Source organism: Paenibacillus cymbidii (assembly GCF_004764705.1).
In the GTDB taxonomy this organism is placed as follows: Bacteria; Bacillota; Bacilli; order Paenibacillales; family NBRC-103111; genus Paenibacillus_AN; species Paenibacillus_AN cymbidii.
In genome coordinates, this window is the sequence record NZ_SHLX01000003.1 from 142,272 (window position 1) to 157,608 (window position 15,337).

Consider the following 15,337-nt stretch of genomic DNA (forward strand, 5'->3'; position numbering starts at 1 on the left):
CAGGAGGAAAACCGATGGATCGCTTGCACACCAAGCAGCTTGATATCGCTTATGAGGAACGGACAATCGTCGAAGACTTGAACATTACGATCCCGTCCGGCAAAATTACCGCGCTGGTCGGCGCGAACGGGTCCGGCAAATCGACGATTCTCAAAACAATGGCGCGTATCATGAAGCCGAAGAAGGGCGGCGTCTTTCTCGACGGTCAATCGATTCATCGGCAATCGACCAAGGAAGTGGCGAAGCAGCTGGCGATTTTGCCGCAGAACCCGACGGCGCCGGAAGGTTTGACCGTTTCCGAGCTTGTGTCGTACGGCCGTTTTCCGCATCAGAAAGGATTCGGATTGCTTTCGAAGGAAGACAAGGACATCGTCCGGTGGGCGGTTGACGTGACGGGGATGGTCGAATTCGCCGAACGGCCGGTCGACCAACTGTCCGGCGGCCAGCGGCAGCGGGCCTGGATATCCATGGCGCTTGCGCAGATGACGGACCTGCTCTTTCTCGACGAACCGACGACGTTCCTCGATATGGCGCATCAGCTCGAAGTGCTCAACTTGCTGCGCAAGCTGAACGAGCAGGAGAAACGGACGATCGTGATGGTCGTGCACGATTTGAACCATGCGACGCAGTACGCGCATCATATGGTTGCGATCAAGCAAGGCAAAGTGATCTGCGAAGGTTCGCCCGACCACGTGATGACCCAGGATATGCTGCGCCAGGTGTTCGGCATCGAGGCTGACATTCTGCCCGATCCGCGCACGGGCGTGCCGCTTTGCTTCCCGTTCGGGCTCGCCGGCGGACATGCGGCGCAATCGGTCGTCTCGTCGCTGCAGGAGCGGAGCGGGCGGAAGCTTGCCGCCGGCGAAGCTTCGCGCGAAGGAGCGCTCGCTTCATCCGCGGCGGGGCGGTAACGCGGGTTATTTTGGCAAACTGATCCCCAAATGAATCTTTTCTATGGAAATCAATGGACCCAAGGTAACCATTTGAAAACATAGGCGAACAACGAAAATAGCCCATGAAAAATGGCCTATTGGCCCCCTATCGCCCGGCCCGCCTGCAATAGTCAGTGAAAACACTGGTTATTTGCCCCAGATCGCCTTCAAATGGGCACTTCAAGCGAAATAGCCAGTGAAATCACTGGCTATTTCGCTTGGGCGGCCCGTTTTTGGCGAAATAGGCAAGAAAATAGGGCCTATTTTGCAAGAGGTTAGTTGGCGGATGGGGGAAGGTGTGCATAAACCAATATGTCTGCTCCATGACAGGCGCTCCTTCCTTACAAGGCCGGCCTTCGCTTGCATCGGCCCTGCTGCACTGGAGGCTTGGCAGTTGCCGGCCAAGCCAGATTCCAAACCCAAAAGGACCGTCAGGATGATCTTCCCTGACGGTTTTTCTTTTGGTTGGCCATTTATCGCGGAGTGGCAATAAAATATGGCGTAATTCGAACAGAAGCCGATTGGAACAAAGAATGCGGCATATTTTAACGGGAAACCCTATTGACAATCCCGTTGATAACGATTATCATTCTAACAGTCGGGTCGACATTGAGAATCATTATCGACCAAAATTTGGATGCTAGCGGCAGTGGCCGGGTTGCCTAATCCATCGAGGGGGATTTCCAAGTGAGTCGTTTTACCAAATCTGTCACCATCGTTTTATCGCTGGCCTTGCTGTTCCTGCTTGCCGCCTGCGGCTCGAAAGAGGACAACAAGTCGGCCGCATCGCCATCGCCATCGTCATCCGCGTCGGTGAAGCCGTCCGCATCGGCATCGGCCGCACCTTCGGCATCGCCGTCGGCTTCCGTCGCGCCTGCCAATCAATCGATCAAGCATGCTCTCGGCACGGCTGAAATCAAAGGCACGCCGAAGCGCATCGTCGCCCTTGAATGGGTGTACGCGGAAGATTTGCTTGCGCTGGGCATCCAGCCTGCAGGCGTCGCCGATATCGCCGGCTACAAGGCGTACGTAAACGTACAGCCTGCGCTCGCCGCCGAAGTCAAAGACGTGGGCACGCGCCAGGAGCCGAACCTGGAAGCGATCGCCGCGCTCAAGCCGGACTTGATTCTGGCGCCGGACTTCCGCATCAAGGCCCAATACGAAGCGCTGAACAAAATCGCGCCAACGATCGCGTTTTCCCCGTATCCGGCCGAAGGTCAAGGCGACCAGTACGCCGAAATGGAAACGACGTTCAAAACGATCGCCAATTTGACCGGCAAAAAAGCGGAAGCCGACAAAGTGCTTGCCGATATGAACAAAGCGTTCGAGGACGCCAAAGCGAAGCTGAAAGCGAAAAACAAGGAAAACGCGGAAATCGTCGTCGCGCAAGGTTATACCCAGCAAAATGCCGCTGTAATGCGACTGTACACGGACAACTCGATGCTGATTCAAATTTTGCAGCGCGCCGGGTTGAAGAACGTGTACAAGGCCGACAAATTTGAAGTGTACGGTTTCTCGACGACCAACGTAGAAGCGCTGCCGAAAGTGCAAACCGCCAACTTCATTCACATTACGCAGGCGAATGACAATATTTACGAGAACCAGCTGAAAGACAACGCCGTCTGGAAAGGACTTGCGTTCGTCAAGGAGAACCGCATCTACGCGCTGCCGGGCAACACCTGGACGTTCGGCGGCCCGCTTTCGGCCAAGGTGCTTGCTGACCAAGCCGTTACCGCATTGACGAAATGAGTCGGGCGATGACCATGCAAACCAGCGCATCCGTTGCCAGAACCGGATGGATCGCGATATTGACGTTCGGAGGCGGCTTGCTCGTGCTGGCCGTCCTCCTGTTCGCCAGCATGACGCAAGGCGTGGCGGACATTACCGTGCGCACGGTAATCGATGCGCTGCTGCATCCGCAGAATACCCCCGACCACCTGATGGTGCGGGGGATTCGTCTGCCCAGGGCCGTCATGGGGCTGCTCGCCGGCGCGGCGTTGGCCGTCGCCGGGGCGCTGCTGCAGACGGTAACGCGCAACCCGCTCGCTTCCGCCAGCACGCTCGGCTTGAACGCCGGCGCTCATTTTATCATTATTTTCGCGCTTGTGTTCATGCCGGCGGTGCGCACGGAAATGCCGCTGCTGCTTGCGGTGCTTGGCGCTTTCGGCGCGGCGGCGATGTCGTACCTGATGGCCGGCGGCAAACGCGCCACCCCGGTGCGGATGGCGATTGCCGGCATGATCGTGTCGCTCGTGCTGGCCGCTTTCACCAGCGCGCTGCAGCTGCTGTTCGAGCAGCAGACGAACCAGTTGCTGTCGTGGGGCGCCGGTTCGCTGCTGCAAAACGACTGGTCCGGCGTCAACTACGCCTGGCCGTGGGTCGTGTTCGGCATCTTGTTTGCGACCTTGTTCTCGCGCGCCTTCGATTTGCTTGAGCTCGGCGACGACTCCGCACGCTCGCTTGGGCAGAAGGTCGGCACCGCCCGGTTCGCCGGATTGGCGGCGTCTGTGCTGCTCGCCGGCGTCACCGTCAGCGTTGTCGGCCCGATCGGCTTCGTCGGCCTGATCGCGCCGCACCTGATGCGCCTGATCGGCATGCGCCGCCATGCGCTGCTCATCCCCGCCAGCGCGCTCTGGGGCGCCGTCATATTGACCGGCGCCGACACGGTCGCCCGCCTGTTCCGCAGCTCGCTGGGCGAACTGCCGGTTGGCGCGGTGACGGCGGTTATCGGCGCTCCCTGGCTGATCTGGCTGGCGCTGCGCAGTATGAAAGGCAAACAGGGCAATGAAGCCGGCTCGTCGATGAGCATCGGCCTTATTCGCAACAACATCCGGTACCCGCTCCTTGTGGCGGGAATGTCGATCCTGCTGCTGGCGCTCGTTACGTCCGGCTTGATGGTCGGCACGCTGAAGCTGTCGATCGCCGAAGTCTGGGCGACGATTGTCGGCGGCGGCGAAGATTTCACGCGCAATGTCGTGATGGAGCTGCGCCTGCCGCGGGTGCTCGTCGCCGCATGCGCCGGCATGGCGCTTGCCGTCGCCGGCGTCATGATGCAGGGCGCCGTGCGCAACCCGCTGGCCGATCCTTCGGTCGTCGGCGTGACGTCGGGCGCCGGCGCCGGCGCGCTGGCGCTGTTGACGCTATGGCCGCATTCGCCCGGCACGCTGCTGCCGGTGGCGGCGCTGATCGGCGGATTGCTGGCCGCCGCGTGCGTCTACGCTTTCGCCTGGCGCAAAGGGTTTAATCCCATTGTGCTCATTCTTGTCGGCATCGGCGTTTCGGCGGTCGGAACGGCCGTGATCCAATTTTTCGTTATCAAATCGGCGATCATGGCGGCGCCGGCGCTCGCCTGGCTGGCCGGCAGCACATACGCCAAAGGCTGGACCGAGCTGTGGCGGCTCGCTGTCCCTTGTGCGATACTGGTGCCGCTTGCCTGGCGGCTTGGCCGCCGTATCGACCTGCTCGCCTTCGGCGACCATGTTTCGCTTGGCCTGGGCTTGCGCCTGCAGCGCACGCGGCTGATCGCCGCGGCGGTAGGCGTTGCGCTTGCGGCGCTTGCCGCGGCAACCGTTGGCGCGATCGGCTTCATCGGTTTGCTGGCGCCGCATGCGGTCCGCCTGTTCGTCGGCCAGAACCAGCGCCGTTCCGTTGTGCTGGCGGCCATCATGGGTGCGGCGCTGCTTGTCGCCGCCGATCTGATCGGCAAAACGGTCATCGCGCCGAAGGAAATTCCGTCCGGCATCGTTGTGGCGCTGATCGGCACGCCGTACTTGTTGTTCCTGATGTATCGCAGCGTGGCGCGCCGCTGAAAATTCCGTTCGGAACATGTTCCTGTCGCAGACCTGACCCCACGCCTGTGGGGTTATTTGCCGTTTGTCCGGGGAGGGTCAAAAAAGTGTCCCAATCCGTCTTTTTATTGTATAATAAGCAAAGTTATCAATTCCCGGCTTGCCGCCGGGACGCGGGCTTACATTTTAGGCGATCGACATGGGAGGATCGGTGAACATGAGTACAGCAACTTCAACGAAAACGAAAATGCGCAGCGACATGATCAAAAAAGGCTTCGACCGCGCGCCGCACCGCAGCTTGCTGCGCGCCGCAGGCGTCAAGGAAGAAGATTTCGGCAAGCCGTTTATTGCGGTTTGCAACTCGTATATCGATATCGTGCCGGGTCACGTGCACCTGCAGGAATTCGGCAAAATCGTCAAGGAAGCGATTCGCGAAGCGGGCGGCGTGCCATTCGAGTTCAACACGATCGGCGTCGACGACGGCATCGCGATGGGCCATATCGGCATGCGCTACTCGCTGCCGAGCCGGGAAATTATCGCCGACTCGCTGGAAACCGTCGTTTCCGCACACTGGTTCGACGGCATGGTGTGCATCCCGAACTGCGACAAAATTACGCCCGGCATGATGATGGGCGCGCTCCGCGTAAACATCCCGACCGTGTTCGTAAGCGGCGGGCCGATGAAAGCGGGCAAAGACTCCAAAGGCCGCTCGATTTCGCTGACCAGCGTCTTCGAAGGCGTCGGCGCTTACCAGGTCGGCAAGCTCGACGAGAAAGGGTTGCTCGAGCTCGAGCAATACGGCTGTCCGACGTGCGGCTCGTGCTCCGGCATGTTTACGGCCAACTCGATGAACTGTTTGGCCGAAGGACTGGGGCTGGCGCTGCCGGGCAACGGCACGATTCTGGCGATCTGGGAAGAGCGCAAAGATTTCGTGCGCCAATCGGCCAAGCAACTGATGGAACTGATCAAGCTCGATCTGAAGCCGCGCGACATCGTAACGATCGACGCGATCGACAACGCGTTTGCGCTGGACATGGCGATGGGCGGCTCGACCAACACCGTGCTGCATACGCTCGCGCTGGCGCATGAAGCGGGCTTCGAATATCCGGTCGAACGGATCAACGAAGTGGCCAACCGCGTGCCGCACCTGGCGAAGATCGCTCCCGCTTCCGACTACCACATCGAAGACGTGCACATGGCGGGCGGCGTCAGCGCGATCATCAACGAAGTGCTGAAGAAGCCGGGCGCCATGAACGGCGACTGCATCACCGTAACGGGCAAAACGCTGCGCGAAAACGTCGCCGGCTGCGAAATTATCAATACCGACGTCATTCATACGCTGGACAACCCGCATAGCGAACGCGGCGGTTTGGCCGTGCTGTTCGGCAACATCGCCCCGGGCGGCAGCATCATCAAAGTTGGCGCCGTCGACAAGTCGGTTGGCGGCCGCCACGTCGGACCGGCAATTTGCTTCGATTCTCAGGACGAAGCGCTGGCCGGCATTGCGAACGGCAAAGTGAAGGAAGGCCACGTCGTTGTCATCCGTTACGAAGGGCCGAAAGGCGGACCCGGCATGCCGGAGATGCTTTCCCCGACGTCGATGATCGTCGGCATGGGGCTTGGCGCCAAGGTCGGCCTGATTACCGACGGCCGCTTCTCCGGCGCGACGCGCGGCATCAGCATCGGCCACATTTCGCCGGAAGCGGCGGAAGGCGGACCGATCGCATTCGTCGAAGACGGCGACATCATCGAGCTTGATCTGGAAGGCCGCCGAATCGAGCTGAAAATCAGCGACGAAGAGATGGCGAAGCGCAAGGCGAACTGGAAAGGTTTCGAACCGAAAGTGACGACAGGTTATCTGGCACGTTACTCCAAGCTCGTCACCAACGCCAGCACCGGCGGCGTAATGAAGGTGTAAGTGGCGGTTGAAAGACGAACAGAAAGGCAGCAGCCCGGAACTTGCGAGAAGTTCGGTCTGCTGCCTTTTTTTGACTTGGCATGCCGGGCCGTAAAACATGGCCTATTTGGCAAGAGGCTCCATCGAAGCGACACAAAAAGCGAATTTGTTAGTCGGCGGAGGGAGAATGCCGCGCTTAGGGCAACGTGTCTGCTTTGAGAGGGTTAAGCAGGAGCCGGTTTCGCCGGTTGTGACGTCACTTACGTCATAGTGGCCAAATGTTCTTTCTTCACCTCGAACAAGAGCGGCTCCCCATGAAAGAAACGATGCATCTCTTCCACCATGTACAAGCCGATTCTCCGCTTGGAGCGCGGATTCACGCCGGAAAGATGGGGGCGAATGAGCGCGTGATCGAGTTCCCGCAGCTTGCTGTCGGCCGGCAGCGGCTCCTGCTCGAACACATCCAATGCGGCGTAGAAACGTTTTCGCTCCAGCTCCCGAACCAGCGCCTGCTCGTCGATCAGGCTGCCGCGGGCCGTATTGACGAGCATCCCGCCGTCCTTGAGAAGGGCTAGTTCGGCCGAACCGATCATATGGCGGGTTTCGGCAATTTGCGGGGCATGCAGCGAAACGATGTCCGAGCGCCCGAGCAGCTCATGCAGCCCCATCGGTTCCGCACCCAACGCCCTGATGGTGTCGGCAGCCATATAGGGATCGTACGCCAACACCTCGACTCCGAACGGCCGCAGCAGCTTCATCAATTCGCGCGCCACCGAACCGAGCCCGACAAGTCCGATAGTGCGTCCTCGCAGCTCGTATGCTTCCAGATCCGTTTTGTCATTTTTCCAATGGCCGCTTCTCATCTCACGATCCACCGTCACAATCTTGTGTCCCGTTGCCAGGATCAGGGCCAGCACCGACTCGGCGACGGATACGGCAATCGCATAATTGCTGGTCAGGATCGTTACGCCTTGCTCAAAAAGCTTCATCGTGCCGATGACCGGTTTGACGGAACCGGCCATGTGCGCAATCAACCGCAAACGAGGGGCGGCCGCGAGCACTTCGTCGCCAATGGGGGTCGTTCCCCATGAAGTGACTACCGCTTCGGCATCGCGCAGTTGTTCCTTCAGCTCTTCCGTCGTCCAGGCGCGGTCGAAGGGATTCCAGACCACGGTGCCCAGATTGCCGATTTCGGCAAGAGTATGCGGATCAAAAAAAGCGGCTGTTTTGTCGCGGGGAATCTGTACCACGATTTTTCGGTTCAAATCAAGCTCCTCCTGATACTACCTGCTTGTCACATCGTTGCTGCTAGCCGTAGGGCACCAAAATTTTTCGATATATTCGGCCACGAGCCTTGTCCCCTCTTCATGGCTTACATAGGGAGGTTTGGCGGGATTATACATGCTGTCCGTTAGATCGCGAAGCAGCACGCAGTTGATGCCGAGGCGGGTCATCCGTTTGATGCCGAAGCTCCGGTTCAGCACGCACATATTTGTGTGAACCCCGCAATAAAGCAAGCGGGTAATGCTGTGATGGATTAAATAGTTGTAAATGAACGAACCTTCGTCTCCGGCAACGACGTCATTGTCCGGATCGATGTCGATGCTTGGCGTCTGGCGGGTCCAGACGATTTCCTCTTTGGTTTCCCGCGTGTCGGATCCCCCGTCGGAGCTGTCGATCGGAGAAGGCGGGTCCGGGTATTCCTTCGGCGTCGGCTGCGCCGCTACCGGCGTATCCAGCAATCTGCGGCGGGCCGGATGGCCTTCATAAAATGCCATCGTGTCGGAAGGCGCATGAACGATGTGCACGCCGATGCCGCGCATGGCGTGAAGGAAGCGATTAATCCGCGCCGCAAGCTGCACGGACCGTTCCTGAGCTCCCCGCGACCAATGGCGGTCCCACATATCGCTGATAAGGACGGCGGTATTCCGGGGTGTCAGCGCTGCTTTTTCTGTTATTTTTTCCCAAACGTTATAGCCGTTTTCGTCTTGCGTCAAGCGCTGAGTTTGCAACTGCAGCGTCACTGTCGTATGCCGGGTCAATGTGCAGCCTCCTTGTTCAGGCGAATGAGTCTGTTTTCGTTCATCGATGCGAAGACGGCGTCGATCACCTGGACGACACGACGCACTTCGCGGCCGGAGGCAAGCGGTTCGCGGCGCTCGCGGATGGCATCGGCAAACTCTTTGATTTGCCAGGCAAAGTTGGAAACGTGTTCCTCTTCGGTGTCGATTTTCACATTGTTGACGAATAGTTCCTGTTCGTCCCGCAAATGAATCAAACCGTTCGTGCCGATGATGTAGCGCTCGTAAATGCTGTTCCGGGTGGACCAGATCCGGTTGGCGGTCAGTCCGCCTTCGTCGGTCGGGCGGCAGCCGGCGTTGAAGGAGAGGAGCAGGTTGGCCATTCGTCCTCCGCTGAACCGAAGCGAAATCGCCGCTTCGTCTTCGCCGTCCCAGTTCGGGTTGTTGGACAATCCTTGCGCATAAACCGTTTCCGGCAATTCGTCGTAAGCCCAGAGAATATAATCGAGGATGTGGCTGCCCCATAGCGGAATGATGAATCCGCCGATTCTGCTTTTATCTTTCCACCACTCCACGGCCGGTTTATCCATATGCGCGAGCAGTAGGGCGTTGATATTGATCACTTCGCCGATTGTCTTCGCCCTGATTTGACGGATCGACTCCATCACGGGAGCAAAAAATCGCCGGCTTTGCCCGATCATCAGCACTTTGCCGTTCCGTTCCGCTTCTTCCGTCATTCTTGCCGCTTCCGCATCGTTCATCGCCATCGGCTTTTCGACGAGCACGTGTTTGCCGGCGCGCAGCGCCCGAATCGTATAATCCGCATGCAGATCGTGCGGCAGCAGCAGAAGCACCGCATCGATCCGCTCGTCCTGCAGCGCTTGCTCGTATGACGTATAAGTTTGCGATACATGCCAGCGCGCCGCTTTCTCCAGCAGGCGGCGTTCGTCCCGGGCGACCAACGCGGCCAGCTCGATCCGCTCGGCTAACGCCTGAATCGCGGGCAGATGGGATTCGGCGACCCGGCCTGCTCCCACCACACACAAACGCAGCTTCTCCGTCATGAAAAACCTCCGGCGTCTGCCGCGGCAAACAGGCTTTGCGCATAAGCCAAATCCCGGACGATATACGAATCGACCAAATGCTGCGCCTCGTATTCCGCCGTCAGGCAAACGACGCCTTGGTAGTTCCGCTTCTTCAGATAATCCGCAATGCGCGGCCAGGAAGCGAGGCCGTGCGGTCCTGTCGTAAAGTAACGCTTCCATTCGGCGATCCCGGCTTCAGGGCCGTTGGTCCGGTAATAATAAGCATTTTTCAAATTCACCATAGCGAGCTGCGACCATACGATATCCAGTCCGAATTCCGGCTGTTGGCCCGCCAATGCATCGTGTGCGGCATCCCAGACGGCGCCCAGGCAAGAAGGGGGGAGACCGGCCAATAGGTGCAGCAAGCCCGCCGAATCCGCAACGCAATTTCCGTAATGCTGCTGGACGCCTACCTTCACGCCATACTTCTCGCACAGCGGCAGCAAACTTTCCAGCTTGCGGCGCGTGCGTTCCACCGAAGCCATGTACCCTTCGGCAGGGTCGATATCGGTCATAATGCGAATCAAGGGGACGCCCGCGGCCGCGCAGCCGGCAAATACGCGTTCGCTCGTTTCGCTCGCTACGCTGAAGATGTTCAGCCCGTATTCTTTCAGCTGCTCCGCCAGTACCGGCAATCCCCGTTCCGCCTGTTCGGGTTCGAGCTGGTAACCGGCGCGCAAAGGAAATTCGATTCCGTCAAAACCGAAACCGCTGATCTTTGCGCCCAGCTCGCTTACCGTCAGTTCTCTCCATGGCTTCGTAAAGACCGAAAATAATTGCTTGCCTTCCATCGCATCCATTCCTCTCGTGGAATTTACCTGCGCGCTTCGTGAAAATGTCGCACCTTGGATAAACTAATCATATAGGTGATTTCGAAGTAATGTCAATATTTAAATTAAGTATTGAAAAATCCGTCGCGGTGTGGATACGAAGTTTTAGCGGAGGGTGGCAAATTCACTTGAATACTCCCGTTTCCCTGCTATAATTAGATTTGGCAAACTTCAAGGACATTCACCTTTTGTCAAAATCCTTTTCAAACCGGAGCGAAAATGAATCCATCCAATAACGTAGGGGATCAGAAGGGGACGAAAATCAGCATTATTCAAGCATTACGAATCAATGGGCCTGTCGCCAGAATCGAGTTGACCAAACTGACCGGATTGAGCCGGGCGACCGTTTCCTTGGCCATCGCGGAGTTGATCGAATCCCATCTTGTGCAGGAAACGGAAACGCGTCCCTCCACCGGCGGCAGGCCGGCGATTTTGCTGGAGTTGACGCCGCACGCCAACATCGTGATCGGAGCGGACTATAGCAACCAGAACTGGACGGTGGGCGCTTTTGACTTGCCTGGAAACGTCGTGCAGGAAATGGGCATTCCGGTAACCAGCAACTCGCCGGAGCTGGTTGTGAAAGCGTTGACCGATCGGTTGGGCGATTTTATCGCCAAGCTTCCGACCCGGCCGATGGAGCTCATCGGCTTGGGGTTGCCCGGCCTTGTCGACGTGAATCGCGGCATTATCAAGAGCGCCTCCGATCTTGGTTGGGCCGAAGTCGACATTTCCATGATCGTGCAGGAGCAATTCGGTTGGCCTTCCGCCGTCTTGAACAGGCATCGGGCGCGAGGGCTTGCGGAGTGCCGTTTCGGCGCGGGCAAGGATTTCGCGGAAGTCATTTATATCGGCGTCGGAACGGGGATTGCCGCGGGTTTGTTCAATCATCGCCAATTGTTGTTTGGCGCGGTCGGGGGAGCGGGGGAGCTCGGCCATATCACGATCGATCCGGACGGCCCTTTATGCCCGTGCGGGAATAACGGCTGTCTGCAACAGCTCGCCTCCGGTCCTGCCATGGAGCAAGCATTCCGAATGCTTCTGCGTGCCGGCGGCCGCTCGGACATCTACCCCGACAATCGGCACGATCTGCAGCTCATCAATGCGGAGATGATTTGCGCCGGGGCCAATAAAGGGGACGAGCTTTGCGTGAAGGTGGTCGATCAGGCCGCCGGATTCCTTGGCATCGCCATGGCCACGATGGTGAACATTATGAATCCGGGCGTGATCATTTTGGGAGGGGCGATTCCGTTGTCCTGCAAGCGATATGTCGCAACAGCGACCCAGGTCATGCACAGGCGCGCCATGAGTCCATTAACCGCCAATGTGACAGTAAAAACGGCAGCCTATCACGAGATCGGCGGAGCGATGGGGGCCGCCAACTTCGCCCTGGATCTGCATATGAGCTATTCTTTGTTCAAAAAATAAACAAAGCCCGCTCCGGTTTGCCGGAGGCGGGCTGAACGTTTGGCGTCGTTCGTGTGGTTATTGCGCGCAAGTCACAGCGTTTCCGCCTGCCCGCCGCTTTCGTCGTCGCCCAGCTCGAGATCGCTGCCGGGGTAGTCGCGGACTATGCCCTCGTGGAGCTCCTTGTTTTCGTAACCGAAAGGCATCGCCGTATGCTGATCTTCGCGCCAGGGCTCGCTTCGGCCCAACGTTTCCGACTGCATGTCGGATCCGTAGGGCCCTTCGGGAAATTCCTCCGCCGCGAGGTCGTTCCGCTGGGATTGCACAGTAGCGACATCGGTGTAGCGCCTGCGGCTTTCTTTTTTGAAACCGAACATGGGAACGGTCCTCCTTCGGATGCGATTTCCTCAAGCAGTCCCAGTATGCCCCCGCCGGCCAGAAGTATGTGCCCGGTTGTGTCCGGTTCCCGGACCGGCAGACGATTAACGGGAAAACCTCCCGCTATTTCACGCCAAAATCACGAATTTCCCCAAATAACAGGAAAACCTCCTGCTAATTTTCGCCTTTTCGCCGAATTTCGGCGATTAACGACAAAATAACAGGAGGTTTTCCCTCTATTATGGATTTTTTGCGAAAAAACGAAGAAATAACGGTATATTTTCCTGTTATACACTTCGGGTTACCGCCTTGCTGCTTACCGGCTAAATATCGGTGAAGTTGACCGTGCCGACCACATGCGACAAAAACTCCGTCAGCTCCTCCGCTTCCTCTTCCGTCAATTGAAACACGTACTCCAAATACCCTTCGGCGTCCAAATCGTCGGGACCGATGATCGCCGTTTTGCCAAGCTGGATGTCTGTCACCAGTTTTTTTCCGTAGAAGCGGTTGGACGAGGTGATGGCAAGGTCGAACCGTTTCATGCTGTTGCCGACGAAGCTGACGAACCGGGTCGTCGTATCCTCGCGAATGTCGTACAAATAATCGAATTCCTGCACTTGTGATCGCCTCTCCCGCAGCGGATCAAACGTCCGCCGCGCAGTTGAATTTGGCTTTATGATAGCATGCGGACGGGCCAGTTGTAAAAAGCCGGGGCAGCAACTGCCTCCCTGTAAAATAGGCCCTGTTTTCTTGCCTATTTCGCACAAAACGGGCCGTGTATACGAAATAGCCAGTGAAATCATTGGCTATTTCGGCTAACATGCCCGATTTGGGGCCTGGCGAGGCAAATAACCAGTGAAAACACTGGTTATTTCCGAAGAGCCGGGCAATAGAAGGCAAATAGGCCATTTTTCATGGGCTATTTTCGTTGCTCAGCAATCGATCGGGCCACTCAGGGGGACGGTTCGCCAGGATAGGCTTCCTGCAACATCCTTTCCCCACCCGAAACTTATCCATTCTTTACTATCAAAAAAAGACACCTCGCGGTGTCGTTCTTTATTTTATGGGTGACTTCAAATTGAGCATGCCTTTCCAAGGCTCCCTATAATCGTATTATAAACGGAGCAAGATTATAAGTCTATACTTTTTGTGGAAATCTCTGTATCTTATTCATGCATAAGAAAATGGAGAAACGGCGGTGAACCCGAATTTCGTACGTCGGTCGGTCAAACAGGATAACAACCCGTTACAAGACGTGTTTTTATGAAACCTTTTCCATCCTGTATCGCACAGATCGGCGGTCCGCAACCGTTCTGGCGGTTGCCTTGTTGGCATCCGTTCCGGTTGTGCCGGTTGAACTGCTGCTGGTCAAACAGTTGGTCGACCGAATTCAGACATGGATCGCCCCCCATCCGGTAGGACCCATTCTTGCAACGGCCGCTTGGCTCGGCGCACTCATGATCGTGAACAACATGCTGCTTGGCGTCCCCATACCGCTTGCAATGACGCGGCTGAACGAAAGAGGGACGCTCGAACAACAGCGGATGCTGGTGAGCAAAACATCGGCTCTCCCCCTTGCGGCCGTCGAATTGCCGGAAACGAAGGATCTGCGGGAACGGGCGTTCCAGGTTTCCCTTTACGACATTTACAATACGGGCATTCATGCCTTGCAGATGTCGCTTCAGATAGCGGTACTGATGGCGATCATGCTCCGATTCGGCCACTGGATTCCGGTAGTTGCCGTTATTGCCGCGGCATCGCTGTTAACCTGCGTATCCGCAAAAGCGGCAGAAAATCTGGAAGAGGTGACGCGAAAGCAAATCGCCGTGCGCAGATTGCTGCGTCATTACGCCGATCTCATGACAGAACGGAACGGAGCCAAAGAAATTCGACTATTCGGGCTAAGCCGTTTGTTGACGGAAAGATGGACCCGATTGTTTGAGCAGCAAGCCGAGGAAACGATGAAAGCCGTTCGTTCCGCCGAAATGCGCAAAATCGCTCCCGAACTGCTGATGGCGCTGATCGCCGGACTCCTTTTGGCGTTGGTTGTGCTGTTGCCCGGGGCGAATCAGTTGACATCGGGAGATTTTGCCCTGTTGTTTATGGCCCTGACCCTGTTGTTGTCGCAACTGCCGGGTCTAATCGCACAAATTGCCGCTTTGCGCAGACAATATATGAAGTGGGAAGATTTCCGGGCCTATCTGGATCTCGAAGAAGAGAGCTTTGCCCGAGCCGACGCCCCCCTCTTCGGGGAGTCCACGGCCAACATAACTTTGCAGGTTCGCGAGCTCGGCTTCCGGTACCCGGGTGACGACAGGGACACGTTAAGCGGGATCAGCCTCACCATTCCTCCGGGCTGCCGTGCCGCACTGGTCGGCGCAAACGGCTCCGGCAAATCCACCCTCATTAAACTTCTGCTGGGCCTGTACGCTCCGAATGAAGGGGAAGTCATCTGGAGCGACGGCAAGCATCGCCGGCTGGAAAAAGCGGCCACCGCCGGATACGTATCCGCGGTGTTCCAGGATTTTACCCGCCTGTATGTGACGCTCCGGGAGAACGTTGCCCTTGGCAAGCTGGCCGCCATCGGGCAGGATTGGCTTTTGCAGCAGTCGCTTCAGCTCGCGGGAAGCAAGTTCTCTCATCTGGATGCGCAGCTCGGCGCCCCATTCCGAGGCATCGAACCGTCCGGCGGCGAATGGCAAAAAATCGCTACCGCCCGCGCCATCCTGAAGGATGCGGGCTTCGTGTTTTTCGACGAGCCTACGGCTGCGCTCGATCCGCAAGCGGAGAAGGAAGCCTTCGAGCTGTTTTTGCAGGTGACGAAAGGAAGATCGGCGCTCTTGGTCACCCATAGGCTTGGAGCGGCAAAGCTGGCGGATCTGATCTTCGTGATGAAGGACGGACGGCTTGTGGAACAAGGGACGCATGATGAGTTAATGGAGAAAAGCGGGCCGTACAGTCGAATGTTCCATTTGCAGGCATCGTGGTATGTGTGAGAGGGG

At 57.6% G+C, this 15,337-nt stretch carries 12 protein-coding genes; 6 read left to right on the plus strand and 6 right to left on the minus strand.

Features of this window, described 5'->3' with window-relative positions:
• The first annotated feature begins 14 nt into the window (after positions 1 to 14).
• The 4 genes from EXY20_RS05985 (at position 15) to ilvD (ending at position 6,638) form a co-directional block, all read left to right on the plus strand.
• Complete coding sequence (locus EXY20_RS05985; protein ID WP_135548690.1) at positions 15 to 911, plus strand: ABC transporter ATP-binding protein; 897 nt, start codon at positions 15 to 17, stop codon at positions 909 to 911.
• A 708-nt stretch (positions 912 to 1,619) separates the two neighbouring features.
• Positions 1,620 to 2,681, plus strand: coding sequence for an ABC transporter substrate-binding protein (locus EXY20_RS05990; RefSeq protein ID WP_135548692.1), 1,062 nt, complete (start codon positions 1,620 to 1,622; stop codon positions 2,679 to 2,681).
• 8 nt (positions 2,682 to 2,689) lie between these two features.
• The gene (locus EXY20_RS05995) at positions 2,690 to 4,741 is read left to right on the plus strand and encodes an iron ABC transporter permease (RefSeq protein WP_328592492.1); all 2,052 of its coding nucleotides are present in this window, start codon (positions 2,690 to 2,692) and stop codon (positions 4,739 to 4,741) included.
• A 226-nt stretch (positions 4,742 to 4,967) separates the two neighbouring features.
• Positions 4,968 to 6,638, plus strand: a complete 1,671-nt coding sequence (ilvD, locus tag EXY20_RS06000) for a dihydroxy-acid dehydratase (RefSeq protein WP_135549121.1) — start codon at positions 4,968 to 4,970, stop codon at positions 6,636 to 6,638.
• 239 nt (positions 6,639 to 6,877) lie between these two features.
• Here ilvD and EXY20_RS06005 read toward each other — a convergent pair whose 3' ends face one another.
• From EXY20_RS06005 to EXY20_RS06020, 4 genes are read right to left on the minus strand one after another with little or no spacing between them, the layout of a single operon-like run.
• Complete coding sequence (locus EXY20_RS06005; protein WP_135548696.1) at positions 6,878 to 7,882, minus strand: hydroxyacid dehydrogenase; 1,005 nt, start codon at positions 7,880 to 7,882, stop codon at positions 6,878 to 6,880.
• An 18-nt stretch (positions 7,883 to 7,900) separates the two neighbouring features.
• Positions 7,901 to 8,659 carry a cysteine hydrolase family protein gene (locus EXY20_RS06010; protein ID WP_135548698.1) on the minus strand — a complete coding sequence of 253 codons (759 nt, stop codon included), beginning with the start codon at positions 8,657 to 8,659 and terminating at the stop codon, positions 7,901 to 7,903.
• On the minus strand, positions 8,656 to 9,702 hold the full coding sequence (locus EXY20_RS06015) for a Gfo/Idh/MocA family protein (protein ID WP_167859020.1): 1,047 nt from the start codon (positions 9,700 to 9,702) through the stop codon (positions 8,656 to 8,658). The genes EXY20_RS06010 and EXY20_RS06015 overlap by 4 nt, the downstream gene beginning before the upstream one ends.
• The gene (locus tag EXY20_RS06020) at positions 9,699 to 10,514 is read right to left on the minus strand and encodes a sugar phosphate isomerase/epimerase family protein (protein ID WP_167859021.1); all 816 of its coding nucleotides are present in this window, start codon (positions 10,512 to 10,514) and stop codon (positions 9,699 to 9,701) included. Before EXY20_RS06020 ends, EXY20_RS06015 begins: the two co-directional genes overlap by 4 nt.
• A gap of 258 nt (positions 10,515 to 10,772) precedes the next feature.
• Here EXY20_RS06020 and EXY20_RS06025 point away from each other — a divergent pair, with 258 nt between their 5' ends.
• Positions 10,773 to 11,978, plus strand: coding sequence for an ROK family transcriptional regulator (locus EXY20_RS06025; RefSeq protein WP_135548704.1), 1,206 nt, complete (start codon positions 10,773 to 10,775; stop codon positions 11,976 to 11,978).
• A gap of 71 nt (positions 11,979 to 12,049) precedes the next feature.
• On the opposite strand, the gene EXY20_RS06030 is transcribed toward EXY20_RS06025, so the two are convergent.
• Entirely contained in the window at positions 12,050 to 12,334 is a 285-nt protein-coding gene (locus tag EXY20_RS06030; protein WP_135548706.1) for a hypothetical protein, read from the minus strand.
• 324 nt (positions 12,335 to 12,658) lie between these two features.
• Entirely contained in the window at positions 12,659 to 12,952 is a 294-nt protein-coding gene (locus EXY20_RS39720; protein WP_135548708.1) for a DUF3055 domain-containing protein, read from the minus strand.
• 711 nt (positions 12,953 to 13,663) lie between these two features.
• Here EXY20_RS39720 and EXY20_RS06040 point away from each other — a divergent pair.
• The gene (locus EXY20_RS06040) at positions 13,664 to 15,331 is read left to right on the plus strand and encodes an ATP-binding cassette domain-containing protein (protein WP_235885380.1); all 1,668 of its coding nucleotides are present in this window, start codon (positions 13,664 to 13,666) and stop codon (positions 15,329 to 15,331) included.
• The last annotated feature ends 6 nt before the right edge of the window (positions 15,332 to 15,337 follow it).

What these genes read in the sequence shown, in the direction of transcription:
- EXY20_RS05985 (WP_135548690.1), top strand. Translation starts at nt 15, where the DNA reads ATGGATCGCTTGCACACCAAGCAGCTTGATATCGCTTATGAGGAACGG.
- ilvD (WP_135549121.1), top strand. Translation starts at nt 4,968, where the DNA reads ATGCGCAGCGACATGATCAAAAAAGGCTTCGACCGCGCGCCGCACCGC.
- EXY20_RS06015 (WP_167859020.1), bottom strand. Translation starts at nt 9,702, where the DNA reads ATGACGGAGAAGCTGCGTTTGTGTGTGGTGGGAGCAGGCCGGGTCGCC.
- EXY20_RS06020 (WP_167859021.1), bottom strand. Translation starts at nt 10,514, where the DNA reads ATGGAAGGCAAGCAATTATTTTCGGTCTTTACGAAGCCATGGAGAGAA.
- EXY20_RS06030 (WP_135548706.1), bottom strand. Translation starts at nt 12,334, where the DNA reads ATGTTCGGTTTCAAAAAAGAAAGCCGCAGGCGCTACACCGATGTCGCT.
- EXY20_RS05995 (WP_328592492.1), top strand. Translation starts at nt 2,690, where the DNA reads ATGACCATGCAAACCAGCGCATCCGTTGCCAGAACCGGATGGATCGCG.
- EXY20_RS06025 (WP_135548704.1), top strand. Translation starts at nt 10,773, where the DNA reads ATGAATCCATCCAATAACGTAGGGGATCAGAAGGGGACGAAAATCAGC.